The sequence below is a fragment of the Azospirillum sp. Marseille-Q6669 genome, from assembly GCF_965111635.1.
On sequence record NZ_CBCOOP010000002.1, the window covers coordinates 710,001 to 726,196 of the forward strand.

The following is a 16,196-nucleotide window of genomic DNA, read 5'->3' on the forward strand; positions in this document are numbered from 1 at the left end:
TGCATGTGGCGCTGCTCGGCATTCTGAAGGCCGGCGCGGCCTATCTGCCCTTCGACGCCGACGCGCCCGCCGAACGCGTGGCGGTCAGTCTTGCCGACTGCGCCGCGCCGGCCGTCCTGGTGGACACCGTAACCGCGTCGAAGGCGACCGGGCTCTCCGTGCCGGCGCTGCGGCTGGAGGATATGAACTGTGATGACGAGCGTGCGCCCGATCTGCGCGCGGAGGGCGTCACCCGGGATCATCCGGCCTACGCGATCTACACCTCGGGCTCCACCGGCAAGCCCAAGGGCATCGTCATCAGCCACGCCAACATCTGCCACTACCTGCGCGCCGCCAACTGCCTGTACGGCATCACCGGCGAGGATGTCGCCTTCCAGGGCGCGTCTGTGGCCTTCGACCTGTCGCTTGAGGAGATCTTCGTGCCGTATCTGGTCGGCGCGACGCTCTGGGTGGCGAGCCGGCAAGTGCTGGACGAGGCCGACCGGCTGGCCGACGTGCTGAACGACGCTGGGATCACCGTGCTGGACACCGTGCCCACCCTGCTCGCCATGCTGCCCAAGGACGTGCCCAGCCTGCGCATTGTCATCCTGGGCGGCGAATCCTGCCCGCCCGCGGTGGCCGCGCGCTGGTGCCGCCCGGGTCGGACGATCTTCAACAGCTATGGCCCGACGGAGGCGACCGTCGTCGCCACCGTGGCCGAGGTTCACCCGGACGAGCCGGTCACCATCGGCCGGCCGATTCCGAACTACAGCTGCTATGTGGTGGACGAGGCGATGGCGCTGGTCGCCCCCGGCACCCAGGGCGAGTTGCTGATCGGCGGGCCAGGAGTGGCGCAGGGCTATCTGGGGCGTCCGGATCTGACCGCCGAGAAGTTCATCCGCAACAGCTTCGCCATCCACGGCAACGACCCGGTGCTCTACCGCTCCGGCGACGCGGTGAGCGTCGATCCGAACGGCAACCTGCTGTTCCACGGCCGCATCGACGACCAAGTCAAGATCCGCGGCTTCCGGCTGGAACTGGGCGAGATCGAGGCCAAGCTGACCGACATGGCCGGCGTGAATCAGGCCACCGTGGTGCTGCGCAACGACAACGGGCTGGACCGGCTGGTCGCCTTTCTGGTGCCGCAGGCCGGCGCCGCGCTGGACAAGACGGCGCTGCGCGACCAGTTGCGCGCCCAGTTGCCGAGCTACATGGTGCCGTCGCATTTCGAGGTGACGGACCGCCTGCCCCGCCTGACCTCCGGCAAGGCTGACCGCAAGGCGCTGCAGGCTGCCCCGCTGACCGACGACACCGGCCCCGGCGAGCAGGACGAGCCGCAGACCCCGACGGAGGCCGCCCTGTTGGAAGCCGCCAAGCGCGTCTTCCCCGGTCAGGCGGTGCCGCTGGAAGCCGACTTCTTCATGGATCTGGGCGGGCATTCGCTGCTCGCCGCGCGGTTCGTGTCGGCGGTGCGGGAGACCCGGCATCTCGACGGGCTGACCCTGCAGGACGTCTATGGCGCCCGCAGCCTGCGCGCCATGGCCGAGCGGCTGGACGCCCGCGCGCCGCACGGCGGCAATGGCGGCGGGGCGGAGCGCAAGGACCGCTCCTTCACGCCGCCGCCCCTGATCCGCCGCTTCCTCTGCGGGGCGGCGCAGGCGGCGGCCCTGCCCTTCATCCTGGCGCTGATGACGGCGCAGTGGCTCGGCGTCTTCGTCAGCTACATGCTGCTGTCAGGCGAAGACGCGAATTTCCTTCAGGAAATCGCCACGCTGCTCGGCGTCTATATGATCATCAACGCGGCCACGGTGGTGATCGCCGTCGCGGCCAAGTGGCTGGTCATCGGGCGGACGAAGCCCGGGCGTTACCCGCTGTGGGGCGCCTATTATTACCGCTGGTGGCTGGCGCAGCGCTTCATCAGCCTCGTCCACCTGAAGTGGTTCCAGGGCTCGCCGGTCATGCGGGTCCTCCTGCGCGCGCTCGGCGCCAAGGTGGGCGACGAGGCGCTGATCGGCGAGTTCGAGTCCGGGGCCATCGACCTCGTGACCATCGGCGCCGGCGCTTCGATCGGCGGCAAGGTGAAGCTGGCGAACGCCGAGGTGATCGGGAACGAGCTGGTCATCGGTGCGGTGGACATCGGCGCGGACGCCTATATCGGGACGTCTTGCGTCATCGGCATGGACGCGGTGGTCGGTCACGGCACGGAGCTGGCCGACCTGACCGCCCTGCCCGCCGGCGCACGCACCGGCGCCTATGAGCGCTGGGACGGTTCGCCCGCCCGCCGCATCGGCAGCGTCGATCGGGCGGAATTGCCCGCCCCGGCGACCGCCGGACGGCGGCGCCGCGGGCTGAACGCCGCCTTTTACACGGCGATGCTGCTCGCCCTGCCGCCGATCTCGCTGATGCCGATCTTCCCGGCCTTCTACCTGTTCGACAATCTGGACGGGGTGCTGGGGTCGGTGTTCGGAGTCAGCTACCTCTATTACCTGCCGCTGATCGCTTGGCCGACCGCCATGGCGCTGGTCGCGGTGACGGTCTGCATGATCGCTGCCGTGCGCTGGATCGTCCTGCCGCGCGTCGAGGCCGGCACCTACTCGGTGCACAGCGGCTTCTACCTGCGCAAATGGATGGTGGCGCTGTCCACCGAGGTGATGCTCGACACGCTCAGCTCGCTCTACGCCACGGTCTACATGCGGGCGTGGTACCGGCTGATGGGCGCCAAGATCGGCAAGGACGCGGAGATCTCGACCAACCTCGCCGGGCGCTACGACCTCGTCGAGATCGGCGAGAAGTGCTTCATCGCCGACGAGGTGGTTCTGGGCGACGAGGACATTCGCCGCGGCTGGATGTTCCTGAAGCCGGTGAAGACCGAGGCGCGCGTGTTCGTCGGCAACGACGCGGTGGTTCCGGCGGGGGCCTGCATCCCCACCGGCTCCCTGATCGGCATCAAGTCGAAGCCGCCCGCCAACGAGGCGATGTCCGCCGGGGAGACGTGGTTCGGCAGCCCGCCGATCAAGCTGCCGGTGCGCCAGCGCTTCGACGGTGTCGGCGCCAACTGGACCTATGAGCCGTCCAAGGCCCGACGTCTGGGCCGCGCGGTGTTCGAGGCCTTCAGCCTGTCGATGCCGACGATGCTGTTCATCACCTTCGGCACGCTGGCGGTGGAGCTGTTCGCCCCGGCCATCCTGGAGCAGCGTTACGGCGCTTTCCTGGCGCAGTTCCTGGCGGTCAGCGTCGCCATCCCGGTGGCGATGGTCGCGGTGGTCATTCTGGTGAAGTGGCTGCTGATGGGCCGCTACACGCCCACCGTGAAGCCGATGTGGTCCTGGTGGGCCATGAAGACCGAAGCGGTGGCTGTGCTCTACTGGGGCCTTGCCGGCAAGGTGCTGCTCGACCATCTGCGCGGCACGCCGATGCTGCCCTGGGTGCTGCGCCTGTTCGGCACCAGGTTCGGCGAGGGCGTCTTCATGGACACCACCGACATCACGGAGTTCGACTGCGTCTCGGTCGGTGACCACAGCGCGGTGAACGCCCTGTCGGCCCTGCAGACCCACCTCTACGAGGACCGCGTGATGAAGGTCGGCTGCGTGAAGGTCGGCCGCGGCGTTACCATCGGCGCCGGGTCCACCGTGCTGTACGACACCAGCGTCGGCGATTACGCCCATCTCGGCCCGCTGACCCTGGTCATGAAGGGCGAGGAAATTCCGGCACACACGGAATGGGCCGGCGCCCCGGCGGAGCCGGTCGTCGAGGGTCAGCCCGAGTTGACGGCTCAGTTCAAGAGCGCTGCGTAAGGTCTTGCCCGTGTTGGTGTGTTGCGGCCCGGCTTCCAGCGCTTCGGTGGTGGGTCCGGGCCGCATCGTTTCCGGGCCGAGGTCAGACCCTTTCCTTAACGCCGCAGGGCGTTCCGTTCCCGTTGTGCGCCGGGCGCAGGGGTGTATAACGGTGCGCGAGCGTGGCCCTGGCCCTTTTGCGCGCTCCAACGCGCCGCATCGGGGCCTGTGACCCAAAAACAGGAAGGAAGCCCCCCGAATGCCCGATGACATCAGCCCCGCCCGCGGCGCCGCGACGCTGTTTCCGCTGGCCAAGGACGACACGACCTACCGCAAGCTGACCTCGGATCACGTCTCGGTCGTCGAGTTCGACGGCGAGCAAATCCTGAAGGTGGAACCGGAGGGCCTGCGCCTGCTGGCCGAAGAGGCCTTCAAGGATATCAACCACCTGCTGCGTCCCGGCCATCTCGGCCAGATCCGCGCGATCCTCGACGATCCGGAAGCCTCGCCGAACGACAAGTTCGTGGCGCTCGATCTGCTGAAGAACGCCAACATTGCCGCTGCCGGCACGCTGCCCATGTGCCAGGACACCGGCACCGCCATCATCATGGGCAAGAAGGGCCGCCGCGTCTTCACCAAGGGTGGCGACGAGGCCGCGCTGTCGGAAGGCGCCCGCGACGCCTACCTGAAGCGCAACCTGCGCTACAGCCAGCTCGCCCCGATCTCCATGTACGAAGAGAAGAACACCCGCAACAACCTGCCGGGCCAAGTCGAGATCTACGCCGAGGGTGAGGACGCCTACAAGTTCCTGTTCATGGCCAAGGGCGGCGGGTCGGCCAACAAGACCTTCCTGCATCAGGCCACCCCGTCGGTGCTGGCGCCGGACCGGCTGCTGAAGTTCCTCGAGGACAAGATCCGTTACCTCGGCACCTCGGCCTGCCCGCCCTACCACCTCGCCATCGTCATCGGCGGCCTGTCGGCGGAGCAGAATCTGAAGACGGTGAAGCTGGCCTCGGCCCGCTACCTCGACAACCTGCCGACCGAGGGCGGCGAGGACGCGCACGCCTTCCGTGACCTCGCCATGGAGGCGGAGGTGCACAAGCTGACCCAGACCATGGGCATCGGCGCGCAGTTCGGCGGCAAGTATTTCTGCCACGACGTCCGCGTCATCCGCCTGCCGCGCCACGGCGCCTCCATGCCGATCGGCGTCGGCGTGTCCTGCTCGGCCGACCGTCAGGCGGTGGGCAAGATCACCAAGGACGGCATCTTCCTGGAGCAGCTGGAGACCGATCCGGCCAAGTACCTGCCGGAGATCACCGACGGCGATCTGGCCGGCGAGGTGGTGAAGATCGATCTCAACCAGCCCATGAGCGAGATTCTCGCCACGCTGAAGCAGTATCCGATCCGCACGCGCCTGTCGCTGACCGGCCCGCTGATCGTCGCCCGCGACCTTGCCCACTCCAAACTGCGTGCGCGGCTGGACGCCGGCGAGCCGCTGCCCGACTATTTCAAGAACCACCCCATCTATTACGCCGGTCCGGCCAAGACTCCGGAAGGCTATGCCTCGGGCTCCTTCGGTCCGACGACCGCCGGGCGCATGGACAGCTTCGTCGAGCAGTTCCAAGCGGCGGGCGGCTCGATGGTCATGCTGGCCAAGGGCAACCGCAGCCCGGAGGTGACCGCGGCCTGCCAGAAGCACGGCGGCTTCTATCTGGGCTCCATCGGCGGCGCCGCGGCCCGTCTGGCTCAGGACTGCATCAAGAAGGTGGAGTGCGTCGAGTATCCGGAACTCGGCATGGAGGCCATCTGGCGCATCGAGGTCGAGGACTTCCCGGCCTTCATCATCGTCGATGACAAGGGCAACGACTTCTTCAAGGAATTGAAGCTGGCGTAACCGGTGGCGCGCCCCGTTTCCCTTCCCCGCCCGGCGGGGAGGGAGACGGGGGGCGCAACGGCTCAATCATCCGCGTAGGGGTTCTTCTGCTTCCGCAGCAGCAGCCGCACCGGCACGCCCGGCAGGTCGAACGTCTCGCGCAGATGGGCGATCAGGTAACGCTGGTAGCTTTCCGGCAGATCGAGCGGCTTGTTCACGAACAGCGCCACCGTCGGCGGGCGCGCCTTCACCTGAGTGGCGTAGCGGATCTTCACGCGCCGGCCTTCGACCAGGGGCGGCGGGTGGTGATCCAGCACGCCCTCGATCCAGCGGTTGAGCTGGGCGGTCGGGATGCGGCGGTTCCACTGCCCATAGGTCGACAGGATCGAGTCGAGCAGCGTGTCCAGCTTCTTGCCCTGAAGGGCGGAGATGGTCACGACCTCCACGCCCTTGATCTGGGCCAACGCGGCCTGGAGCTTGTCCTCGACCTGGCGCAGGGCCATGGCGCGGTCGTCCACGGCGTCCCACTTGTTCAGCGCGATGACCAGAGCACGGCCCTCTTCCACCACGGTGCGGGCGATGGTCAGGTCCTGCTTGTCGAGAATCTGGTTGGCATCGACCACAAGGAGGACGACTTGCGCCATGCGGACCACGCGCAGGGCGTCGGCGACGGCCAGCTTCTCCACCTTGGCATCGACGCGGGCGCGCCGGCGCATGCCGGCGGTGTCGACGAGACGGAACTTGCGGCCCCGCCATTCCCAATCGACGCTGATGGCGTCGCGAGTCATCCCGGCCTCGGGGCCGGTCAGCACGCGCTCCTCGCCGATCAGGGCGTTCAGCAGGGTGGACTTGCCGACGTTCGGCCGTCCGACGATGGCAATCTGGATCGGGCGGGCACGCTCCTCGTCGGTTTCCGGCTGGTCGCCAACGGGCAGTTCCTCTTCACCCTCCCCCTTGACGGGGGCCGAAGCCTTCTCGACCGCCTCCGGTTCCGGCGGGGCGTAGGGCAGCAGGGCCTGGACCAGATCGGCCATGCCCTCGCCATGCTCCGCCGACAGCGCGAGAGGGTCGCCCAGGCCGAGCTCGAAGGCTTCATAGAGTCCGGTCATCCCCACCTTGCCTTCCGCCTTGTTGGCGACGAGGATGACGGGGGTCTTGCTCTTGCGCAACAGGGCCGCGAAGTGGCGATCCAGGGGCGTGATGCCGGTACGGGCGTCCACGATGAACAGCGCCACGTCGGCGCGTTCCAAGGCGCGTTCGGTCTGGCGGCGCATCCGCGCCTCCAGGCTGTCGTCGGTGACGTCCTCCAGGCCGGCGGTGTCGACCACGGTGAAGGACAGCCCGCCCACGCGGGCGGGGGCCGAGCGCCAGTCGCGCGTCACGCCGGGCGTGTCGTCGACCAGCGCCAGCTTCTTGCCGGCCAAACGATTGAAGAGAGTCGATTTGCCGACATTCGGCCGACCGACGAGAGCAACGGTAAAGGACATCGGGCCGGGGGCCTTATAAAGAACCAAGGATGGCGATCAGCGGTACGCCACCAACGTACCGTTCTCGCCCAGGACATATAGGGTGTTGTTCGCCACGACCGGAGGCAAATAGGTGGAGGCCGGCAGCGAATAGCGGGTCAGCACCTGCCCGTCGGCGGGCGACAGGGCGAGCATCTGGCCGTTCGACCCGGTGACGTAGAGCTTGCCGCCGGCCAGGACCGGACCGGACCAGGTGATCGGCCCCTTCTTGTCCTCCGGATCGGTGAACTGGGCGAGTTGCGCGACCCAACGGGCGTGACCGGCCTGACGGGTCAGGGCGACCAGTTCCGAATCGTTGGTGACGACGAACAGATAGTCGCCGGCGATCCAGGGGGTCTGGGTGCCGCCGATCTCGGCTTCCCACAGGCGGATGCCGATGCGCTCGTCGATGGCGATCATGCGGCCGGAATGGCCGATCGCGTAGACGACGCCGCGGTCGATCACCGGCAGGCCGCGGATGTCGGCGAGGCTGCTCAGGGCGCCGCTGCGGCGGATCGCCGCCAAGCTCTCCTGCCACGCCACGCGCCCGTTCTCCGGACGCAGGCCGTACAGCTCGCCGGAGGAGTAAGGGGCGACGATCAGGGTCGGCGAGGCCGCCGGGCTGACGGCGCCCAGCAGGCCCGCCGTCTCCAGAATGCCCTGATGCGACCACTGCACGGCACCGTCGGAGGCCGACAGGGCTGTGAGCTGGTTGTCCAGCGTCAGGACGAGGACGCGCCCGCCCTCAACCGTCGGCGCGCCGCGGACCGGGCCCGGCACGCGCTTGCGCCAGATGATCGAGCCGTTGGCGGGATCGAGCGCGACCACCTCGCCGAAACCGGTGGCCGCGAAGACGCGCCCGTCAGCGAAGGCGACACCGCCGCCGCTGGCGCCGCCGCGCTCCTTCTCCGGCTTGGTGTCGATGCGCCAGAGCTGGCGCCCGGTGCGCTCGTCCAGGGCGGCGACGTGCGAGTCGGCGTCCATGGCGAAGATACGTCCGTCGGCGATGACCGGCGTCGCCAGAAGCGAGCGGGAGCTGCTGGCCCCCGTGCCAACGTCGCCGCGCCACGCCTCGGCGGGGGTAGCCGACAGAGCGAGGTTGCCGCCGGCGTGTTCCGGCGTGCCGCCGGGCTGCGCCCAAGCCGGGTTGGCGACGGCGGTCGGCAGAGCGACCGGTGTGCCGACCAGCCGCTGGTCGACCTCGACCTTGCGCTCGCGGGTCAGGACGGAAACCCGCTCGCCCGGCAGGGGCGGATCGGGGGTCTTGCCGAACCACCCGCTGACGGTGTCGCAGCCGCTGAGCAGCACGGCGAGCAGCGGGGCGGAGAGCAGAGCGGTGCGCAGGGAGGGGCGCTTCGCGGTGGGGTGCGCGGTCGGTGCGGCCATGGGAATGCGGGTCATCAGCTCTTGCCGTAGAGGGTGGCGAGATCGGCGGCGCGCGACCGGACGCCGGCCGGAGCCTGCGAGTCGTCGGCCAATTGCTGGAACAGGGTGCGCGCACGCTCCTTGTCCCCGGCGCGGGCGGCGAGCACGGCGCTCATCTCGCGGGCGGAGAAGCGCCAGGGATTGGCATCCGCCGTCAGAGGCTGGAGCCGCGCCTGAAGCTGGGCCGGATCGCCGGATTCGAGTTGGTGCATCACCGAGAGCAGGGCCGCCAGTTCGCGGTAGACCGCGGCGGCGCCGGCGTTGTTGGACAGCGTGTCGTAGACGGCCACGGCCTCCGCGGTCTTGCCCTCGCGGGCCAGCAGGGCGGCGGCGTTCAACTGGGCCAGCGCGGCCATGCCGGGGTCGGACTTGGCGGCGAAGGCGGCCAGGGCCTCGACGCCCTTGTCCGGCCCCTGGGCGGCCTGGGACAGGGCGGCGGCCAATGCCGTCGTCCCGCTCTCCTTCTGCGATTGCTGCCAGTTGCGCCAGGCCACCGTGCCGCCCGTCGCGGCGACGACCGCCAGCGCGGCCGCCAGCATGATGCCGCCGTAGCGCTTGAACACGCGCTCCATGCGGTCGCGGCGCAGATCCTCGTCGACTTCGCGGAAAATATCGCTCATGGCTCTACAGCGGCATCCTACGGCACGAAAACCGTTACAGCGGAGATTGCGCCCGCGCGCGGCTGCGGCGGGCGGTTCTGATGGTTCAAAGGGCCGGATAGCATTGGGCGCCGCACGCGGTCAAGGCGCAACGGCGCCCATCCGGGTATTAAGGCTGCGCTTTGGGCGGAATCAGGCCGGATTCCGCCATTTGATCAAGCAGCCCATGCTGGGGATCTGGTCGGTCGGCCCCTGCCCCGTCTGGGCGATGCGGACCATCGCGTGGAACAGTTCGCGCGGGGCGTCGGGGATCGGTTCGCGTTTGGAGGCGTCCAGCCGGCCGCGGTACTGGAGACACAGGTCGGCGTTGAAGCCAAAGAAGTCGGGCGTGCAGACCGCGCCGTAGGCCCGCGCCACCTCCTGCGTCTCGTCGAGCAGATAGGGGAAGGTGAAGCCATGCTCCGCCGCGAAACGCTTCATGTTGTCGAAGCCGTCCTCGGGATAGGCGTCGGTGTCGTTCGACATGATGGCGACGGCGCCGATGCCGTGGGCTCTCAGCGCGTTGACCTCTTCGACGATTCGCCCGATCACCGCCTTCACATAGGGGCAGTGGTTGCAGATGAACATAACCAGCGTGCCGCTTGGTCCCTGGACGTCGGCCAGGCTGTAGGTCTTTCCATCGGTTCCCTTCAGGCTGAAATCCTCCGCCTTCCGGCCGAAGTCGCACACCGGGGTTTCCGCCGCCATCGCTGTCTTTCCTCCTTCTGGACCCTCGGACGCGCCGCCGGCGCGGGTTCGGGCATGAGTATATGAGGTGAGGCGAAAGCCGGAATCGAAAAGGCCGCGGCGGCACCTTGTTCGTGCCTGCTCGCGGCCCTGTCGGTCTCCAACCCGGTTTTTTGTTTCCCGCCCTGCCCCGTGACCTTCGGACCCGCCCCTTTACGAGGCCATGGCGGCGGCGGCGATCACCGCCTGGGTGCGGTTCTTGACGCCCAGCGACTTGAAGATCGCCGTGACGTGGATCTTCACCGTGCCCTCGGACAGGCCGAGTTCGTAGGCGATCTGCTTGTTCGACTTGCCCGCCCGCAGGCAATCCAGGACTTCCCGCTGGCGCTGGGTCAGGCCGTAGGCGCTGCGATCCGCGCCGTCCAGGCGACTGCGGCGCGGCGCGGCGTCGGAGGCCGCCGTCGCTGCGGTGAGCGCGCCGGGGGGCACATAGATGCCGCCGGAGAAAACGAGGTTCAGCGCGCCCATCATCACCTTGACGCTGCTCGACTTCGGAATGTAGCCGGTGGCCCCGTGGTCGAGCGCGCCGCGAATGTCGTTCAGTGCCTCGGAGGCGGAGATCACCACCACCGGAACGCCCGGCTGGAGGCTCTGCACCTCGCGCAGCCCGTCGAAGCCCGGCCAGTTCGGCATATGCAGGTCCATCAGCACCACGTCGAACCCGCCGCCAACGCGGCATTGCTGAACAACCTCGTCGAAGGTGCCCGCCTCAACGAAGATCGCGTCCCCGTGAAGCTGCTCCAAAAGACGGCGCAGGCCTTCACGAAAAAGGAGATGGTCGTCACCGATCAGAATTTTCATGGCCCCGTCCGCCTTCGTTTTTCCCGTTGCTTCGGATCAGCCCTCCCGGACTAACCGGGCCACCCCGTTGGCGATCCAACTACCCTTTCGCCCCGTGGCTTGAAGAACTGCTACCACATTCGGAAGAGAGCCAATATCCGGACAAGGGCCATAGGTCATTTGCGGCGCGGAAAGGCCCTCCGATACAGCGAAGGCCGACTGAACAAAGCAAGAACTATTACCTTTTAACTATTTCTTTGCACGAAAGAAAGGGGAAGCGCAATTTTTTCCATGTTTGGTTGTTCAGGATGCGAACGTCACGATGTCCACCCTGGAAAACATCCGGCGCGCGTGAAGGATCGACGCCTATGATCGAAATGCGTGAAAACCTATCCCATCGGCGCAACACGTTGTACGGATGGCCAGTCCTTTTCCTGTGCGAATGCGCCACCTTGCGACACGTACCTGTACTGGCCTTTCAGTGCGGTCCGTCACAAAAGAGTTATCGCTTGGAGTGATCCGGTCACCATTCAGATGCGCTTGACGATCTTGAGTGATCGTCTATCGTTTGATTTACGTGTTACACGCCTAATTTATAAACTGTTTATCACAGTGTCAAGTTTTTTTCCAGGTTTGATGGATATATGCCTGAAATTCGATGCAGTCTTTAAACGAAACCACTTACGCGAAGACACAGAGCGCCGACGAATTGAGAGCACGAGACAAGCCTAAAACACAGGCGGCGATAATGCCCGACAAGGGCCTGCCGTGGATGCCTCCTCCAAACAGAGCTGACCCATGCAAATGAACCATGAGTACGCCCAAGAGAAAGCATCGCACTCGACCCGCAACGCGGTGACCCCCATGCACGTCTGCCTGATTCTCGACAACAATTCCCTGACCGACACCGTGGTGCAGGCGCTCGACCGGGCCGGTCGCCATCGTGTGACCGTCTTCCACGACATATCGGAACTGACGCAGAGCACGCTGACGCCCGATGCGATCCTGATCGGCCTTCAGCAGTTCACCGCGCTGCGCGAGAACGAACCGATGGTGTATCTGCGGCTGTCACGCCGGTCGCGGATCGTCGTGGTGCTGTCGTCGCGGGAGTTGCTGGACGCCGCACACATCCTGGCCTTCGCCGATGCGTGGGTGTTCGAGGACATCAACGTGGACCGCATCAACGAGCTGTTGGATCTGGGGCTGGAAGGGCACTGTCTGATGCCCAAGCAGTTCCTGTCCCGGCTGGGCGTCGATGAGATTCGGCTGACCCTGCTGCCGCGGCTGTCGGAACCGGAGTTCGAGACCCTGCGCTTGCTTGGCCAGGGGCTGAACAACCGGACGATCGCCAACCAGCTCGATCTGTCCGAGGCGGTGATCAAGTCGATGGTGCGCAGTGTCCTGTCCAAGCTGCACTTCCGCAACAGAACGGAGGCCGGCGTCTTTGCCGCGCGACAGCAGGGCGCGTTGCAATCCGCCCGGGAAGGCATGGTGCCGCCGCATATGCACGCGGCCCCGGCCCAACGGACCGGCACGTCCTGACGAATCGTCGGACGCGTTTCACCCTGATCAATCGAAAGAATCCCGGCCACCGTGCCGGGATATTTTCTGTCCGCGCAATGGGTGCACGCTCTGGGGGGGCACTTTGCTCAATCTTCCGTCCGGGCCGCTCTCTGCACGGCGGAAGCTTTCCGGACGCATACCGGCCAGCCTCTGAGACCCGCACGGAAACGCCGGACCGGCCAGCCACCCCGAACGGGTATGGGCTGGCCGGTCCGGCGCCTGCACCGGTGGGAACGACCGCGGGAGTGCGATTACTGGTGGACCGCCGCCGCGGTCACAGCGCCGGCGGCGCCGGCCAACTCGCCGCCGATGCCGTTGTTCAGCGCCCAGATCGCCGCCTGGGTGCGGTTGGAGGCGTTGATCTTGCGCAGCAGGCTTTTCAAATGAACCTTCACCGTCGCTTCGGTGATGTTCAGATGGTTGGCGATCATCTTGTTGCTGTCGCCGTTCAGCAGGCAGCGCAGGATCTGCACCTCCCGCTGGGACAGGCCCTTGCGCGACACCGGCATGTCGGTGCCGTTCCCGTTCACCCGACCGGAAATCAGCAGGGCGGCGAGATGGGTCGGGAACACCTTCTCGCCCATCATCACGAGGCGCAGGGATTGGGCCAGCGCATCGGAGGAGAGGTCCTTCATCAGATAACCGTCCGCTCCGGCCTCCAGAGCGTTGGCGAGACGGCGGGTGCACAGGTCGCTGGTCAGGATGACCATGCGCGCGTCGGGAAGCTGAGCGCGCAGCCGCCGCATGCCGTCGGCCTCCTCCTCACCCCCGTTCACCAGATCGAGCAGGATGAGCTGCGGACGCAGTCCGTTCTCGACGGAGTTCAGCGCCTCGCGCAGGTTCCCCGCCTCGGCGGCGATCTGAAAAGGTGAATCGTCGAGAAGCCTCTTCAGGCCTTCGCGGAACAGCTTATTGGAGTCGATCAGAAAAGCACGCACTGGTTCCATTGGTCAGCTCCCGCGATTTTTGGAAAATTGCTCTGACTCCCTGGGCAATCTTGTAGGCTACCAATCACCCGAGGTTTCCCCACCCGTGCCCCACCGATGGCATTGACGTGCCGATATTTTGGATGACCTTACCCCTGTGTCGTGCAACACGGTACCACTCTGTGGGATTAAAAGAAGAACGCATTGGGCATATGCGCAAAGCTACTTTTAATCATGGATTACTGCATCTCTTTTAAAGTATCCACCACCCCCAATCGAATGGATACTTTCTGCATTCTCTATCACTTTCTTGCGGAAGCGTGCACGCTTTGGATGCGCGGTGGCAATGCCCGGTGCATATGGGTTGCCGAAAGTTCCCGCCCCCAAACGGACAGGAGGCACTCATGCCGAAGAAGCGCATCCACCCCTTGCCATGGGCGTCCTATGATCGCCGCCGCCCCCTCACCGTAGGTCATAACACCATGCGGAGGGAGCGTTCCCGACAGAGGCGGTGCGCGGTTCGATGTGGACGATGATTGGGGCGGCGGCGGCCGGCTACCTGCTGCTTCTGGCCCGAAGCGCCTGGAAACAGGGGGAAATGCGCCAGTTCCTGCGCAGCCTCGCCATCGTGCTCGCCCTGTGTGCGTTGGTCGCCGGCGCGGTCCTCATCGCGATGCTGCTCGATTCGCGCTGATCCTCGGAAGAATGCACGCCAGAACGCACGAAGGCCCCTCCCCGCATGAAAGCGGAAAGGGGCCTCCCCGGACCGGTCTGCCGTGGATGGACGGTCAGATCTGGCCGCGCTCGTGGGCCTGCCGCATCAGCACGTATTGGCGCATCATCTGATTGCGGAAGCGGTAGCGGGTCCAGCCCGGCTCGACCACCGGAGCCAGGACGCCGCCATACTCCTCGCGACAGAGCCGCTCCAGAATGCCGAGCGCCTCCTTGGTCGGCGGGGCGCCGCCCGGTCCGGCCAGTTCCTTGGGGTCAAAGGTTCCATAAGCGTCCGCCGGGCACAGCGCGCAGGCCAGCAGAACATCCTCCAACTCGGCGCGGCGTTCGGCGGCCAGCGCCCGGGCGTAGGAGTCGACGATGCCGCGCTCCGCCTCCTGGAGGCAGCGGGTGACGGCATAGGCGAGATCGTCCCGCTCCACCACCGTCGAACCGCGGCTGACCGCACTGCGGGCGGCGTGCAGGCCGAGAAGCTGGGCGTAATACGGCAGACCGCGAACGAATTCGCAGATGCGGTCCACGGCTTCCGGCGCGAAGGCGATTCCGGCGTTTTCCGCCCCCGCGTTGATGAGGCGTCCGATCTCCACATCGGTCATCAACGGCAGATGCACCGGCACCAGCGATCGCTGGATCGACGGATGCTTGCCCAGGAGCTGGTCCAGGTTCTCCGCCACGCCGACCACCAGAAGCGTCACCGGGATCGAGCTGTCGGTCAGGTTCTTGAACAGCTCGGCCAGCTTGTTGCGGAAATCCTCGTCGGTGACGCGGTCATACTCGTCAAGGATCAGCAGCACATGGGTGGCGTGGATGCCGGCCAGCACTTCGTTCAGCTCCGTCACGCTGAACCCGCCCTCGGGCAGCAGCTCGTTGAAGCTGGTGAAGCTGCGGCGCGAGGCGAAGGGGTTGTCGATCCCCGACCGGTAATAGGTGGAGGGGATCTTCTTCAGGAAATGACGGAAGATGTCCTCGAAGCTCAACTCCGCGCTGCAGGTCAGCTTCAGCGAGAGGTAGCCGGCCTGGCCGGCGATCTTCTCGATGGCGTTGGCGACGGAAGTCTTGCCGCGGCCCCGGTCGCCGAACAGGATGACGTGCGCCCGTTCTTCCTCAATGGCGGAGATGATGCGCTTCAGCGTGTCGGTCCGGCCGATGAACAGCGAGTTGAGCTGCTGCTTGGGCCGCGTCGGCGTGAAGGCCTCGCGCAGCAGACCGTTCAGTTCGGGGGTGAGCCCCTTCAGCATGGCCGGCGCACCGACCGCTCCCGGTCCGCGCAGCCCGCCGTTCACGGTCATCGTGAAGCGCGGCAGCTCCGTGTCGGCGGAGGCTTGGCCGCGCTGAGCGCCCAATCCACCGCCAAGCCCGCCACCAAGCGGGCTGTTCAGCGGGTCGTGACGCAACCCGGACGGGCCGCGCATCGTCTCGCCCAAACCGCCACCAAGACCGCCGCTGCCGAGACCGCCGCCCTCGGGGCCACCGACCGGCCGCAGATGCGGCGCTGGACGGCCCGCGAGCGGGCTCTGGGATTGCATCGGCGGGTGGCCATGAGCCGCATTGCCCGGGGTGGAGCCCGGTCCGGCCGCTCCACCACCCGTGATGCCGCCGCCCATGGACATCCGGTCATCCGCATCGGCGGTCGCCCGCCGCTTCCGAAAGAAGTTTCGCATCCGTCCCGATCCCAGAATTCCGCGTTGTCGTCACCAGCCGGCCTTGGCCGGTGGCCTGATCGTCGCGTCGCCCGCCCCGCTCCGGCTGGCCCCGGCTTGGCTGGAGATGCCCGGCGGCTGCGGTGAACGCATTCCGGATGTAAGCGATGCATCGCCAACGGTTGCCTGGGATTTCGGATTATTATCCGGAGGAGGTCCAACCCTTATGGCGACTCCTTTCGGGAGGGGGCGGTGCCTCAAAATCCGGCGGCGTGGCCCAGCAGAGTCCAGACGAACAGGGTGCCGAACAGGGCCGTCAGTCCGGCGAGTTCACGCAGGAAAACCAGGATCGACATGGACGTCCTCCTTCATCGGTTGCCGCCGCTGCACCGGGCGGTGTTGACGCACGGCCAACGCTTCGATGAGGAAACCGTATCAGAACAAATCATGAACAACAAGCGGCGTGTCCCATATTTGTTCTGTTCGGCGGCACGACCGGACATCGACCGCGTATCGACCGTGCGCTGTCCCTGCATCGACCCGTGACGCCGGACGCGAAGAAGACCGCCGGCTTCAACGTTGTGGCTGGCGGCCCCGCACCGCCGGAACCATATG

Annotated in this window: 12 protein-coding genes (1 of these 12 only partly in view); 5 read left to right on the forward strand and 7 right to left on the reverse strand. The window is 66.6% G+C overall.

The genetic code is table 11. From position 1 onward, the window contains the following. Together ACWPXE_RS14665 and ACWPXE_RS14670 are read left to right on the forward strand one after the other, a co-directional pair. Positions 1-3,773 carry the 3' portion of a Pls/PosA family non-ribosomal peptide synthetase gene (locus tag ACWPXE_RS14665; RefSeq protein ID WP_454018416.1) on the forward strand. The gene continues 211 nt to the left of window position 1, outside the view, so only the last 3,773 of its 3,984 coding nucleotides appear in the window; the start codon falls outside the window, past its left edge; its stop codon occupies positions 3,771-3,773. A 238-nt stretch (positions 3,774-4,011) separates the two neighbouring features. Further along, the gene (locus ACWPXE_RS14670) at positions 4,012-5,646 is read left to right on the forward strand and encodes a fumarate hydratase (RefSeq protein WP_237903529.1); all 1,635 of its coding nucleotides are present in this window, start codon (positions 4,012-4,014) and stop codon (positions 5,644-5,646) included. Between the two features lie 62 nt (positions 5,647-5,708). Here ACWPXE_RS14670 and der read toward each other — a convergent pair whose 3' ends face one another. The 5 genes from der to ACWPXE_RS14695 form a co-directional block, all read right to left on the reverse strand. After that, positions 5,709-7,112, reverse strand: coding sequence for a ribosome biogenesis GTPase Der (der, locus tag ACWPXE_RS14675; protein WP_145625897.1), 1,404 nt, complete (start codon positions 7,110-7,112; stop codon positions 5,709-5,711). A gap of 36 nt (positions 7,113-7,148) precedes the next feature. Continuing rightward, positions 7,149-8,531, reverse strand: a complete 1,383-nt coding sequence (locus ACWPXE_RS14680; RefSeq protein ID WP_454018417.1) for an outer membrane protein assembly factor BamB family protein — start codon at positions 8,529-8,531, stop codon at positions 7,149-7,151. Then, complete coding sequence (locus ACWPXE_RS14685) at positions 8,531-9,175, reverse strand: tetratricopeptide repeat protein (protein ID WP_174440526.1); 645 nt, start codon at positions 9,173-9,175, stop codon at positions 8,531-8,533. The genes ACWPXE_RS14680 and ACWPXE_RS14685 overlap by 1 nt, the downstream gene beginning before the upstream one ends. Before the next feature lie 171 nt (positions 9,176-9,346). Next, a complete protein-coding gene (locus tag ACWPXE_RS14690) occupies positions 9,347-9,901 on the reverse strand; it encodes a thioredoxin family protein (protein ID WP_454018418.1) in 555 nt (184 codons plus the stop codon). Between the two features lie 192 nt (positions 9,902-10,093). After that, complete coding sequence (locus tag ACWPXE_RS14695; RefSeq protein ID WP_454018419.1) at positions 10,094-10,741, reverse strand: response regulator transcription factor; 648 nt, start codon at positions 10,739-10,741, stop codon at positions 10,094-10,096. A gap of 777 nt (positions 10,742-11,518) precedes the next feature. Between ACWPXE_RS14695 and ACWPXE_RS14700 the strand changes: the two genes are divergently transcribed. Beyond that, a complete protein-coding gene (locus ACWPXE_RS14700; RefSeq protein ID WP_237903525.1) occupies positions 11,519-12,262 on the forward strand; it encodes a response regulator transcription factor in 744 nt (247 codons plus the stop codon). 272 nt (positions 12,263-12,534) lie between these two features. Here ACWPXE_RS14700 and ACWPXE_RS14705 read toward each other — a convergent pair whose 3' ends face one another. Then, positions 12,535-13,230 carry a LuxR C-terminal-related transcriptional regulator gene (locus ACWPXE_RS14705; RefSeq protein WP_014240789.1) on the reverse strand — a complete coding sequence of 232 codons (696 nt, stop codon included), beginning with the start codon at positions 13,228-13,230 and terminating at the stop codon, positions 12,535-12,537. A gap of 502 nt (positions 13,231-13,732) precedes the next feature. Between ACWPXE_RS14705 and ACWPXE_RS14710 the strand changes: the two genes are divergently transcribed. Further along, positions 13,733-13,903 (forward strand): hypothetical protein, encoded by a 171-nt coding sequence (locus tag ACWPXE_RS14710; RefSeq protein WP_454018420.1) that lies wholly within the window; start codon positions 13,733-13,735, stop codon positions 13,901-13,903. A 94-nt stretch (positions 13,904-13,997) separates the two neighbouring features. Here the strand turns inward: ACWPXE_RS14710 and ACWPXE_RS14715 are convergent, their stop codons facing one another. Continuing rightward, positions 13,998-15,602: an AAA family ATPase gene (locus tag ACWPXE_RS14715; RefSeq protein WP_454018421.1), complete on the reverse strand. Its 1,605-nt coding sequence runs from the start codon at positions 15,600-15,602 to the stop codon at positions 13,998-14,000. Positions 15,603-15,935: 333 nt separating this feature from the next. Here ACWPXE_RS14715 and ACWPXE_RS14720 point away from each other — a divergent pair, with 333 nt between their 5' ends. Then, a complete protein-coding gene (locus ACWPXE_RS14720) occupies positions 15,936-16,127 on the forward strand; it encodes a hypothetical protein (protein WP_454018422.1) in 192 nt (63 codons plus the stop codon). The last annotated feature ends 69 nt before the right edge of the window (positions 16,128-16,196 follow it).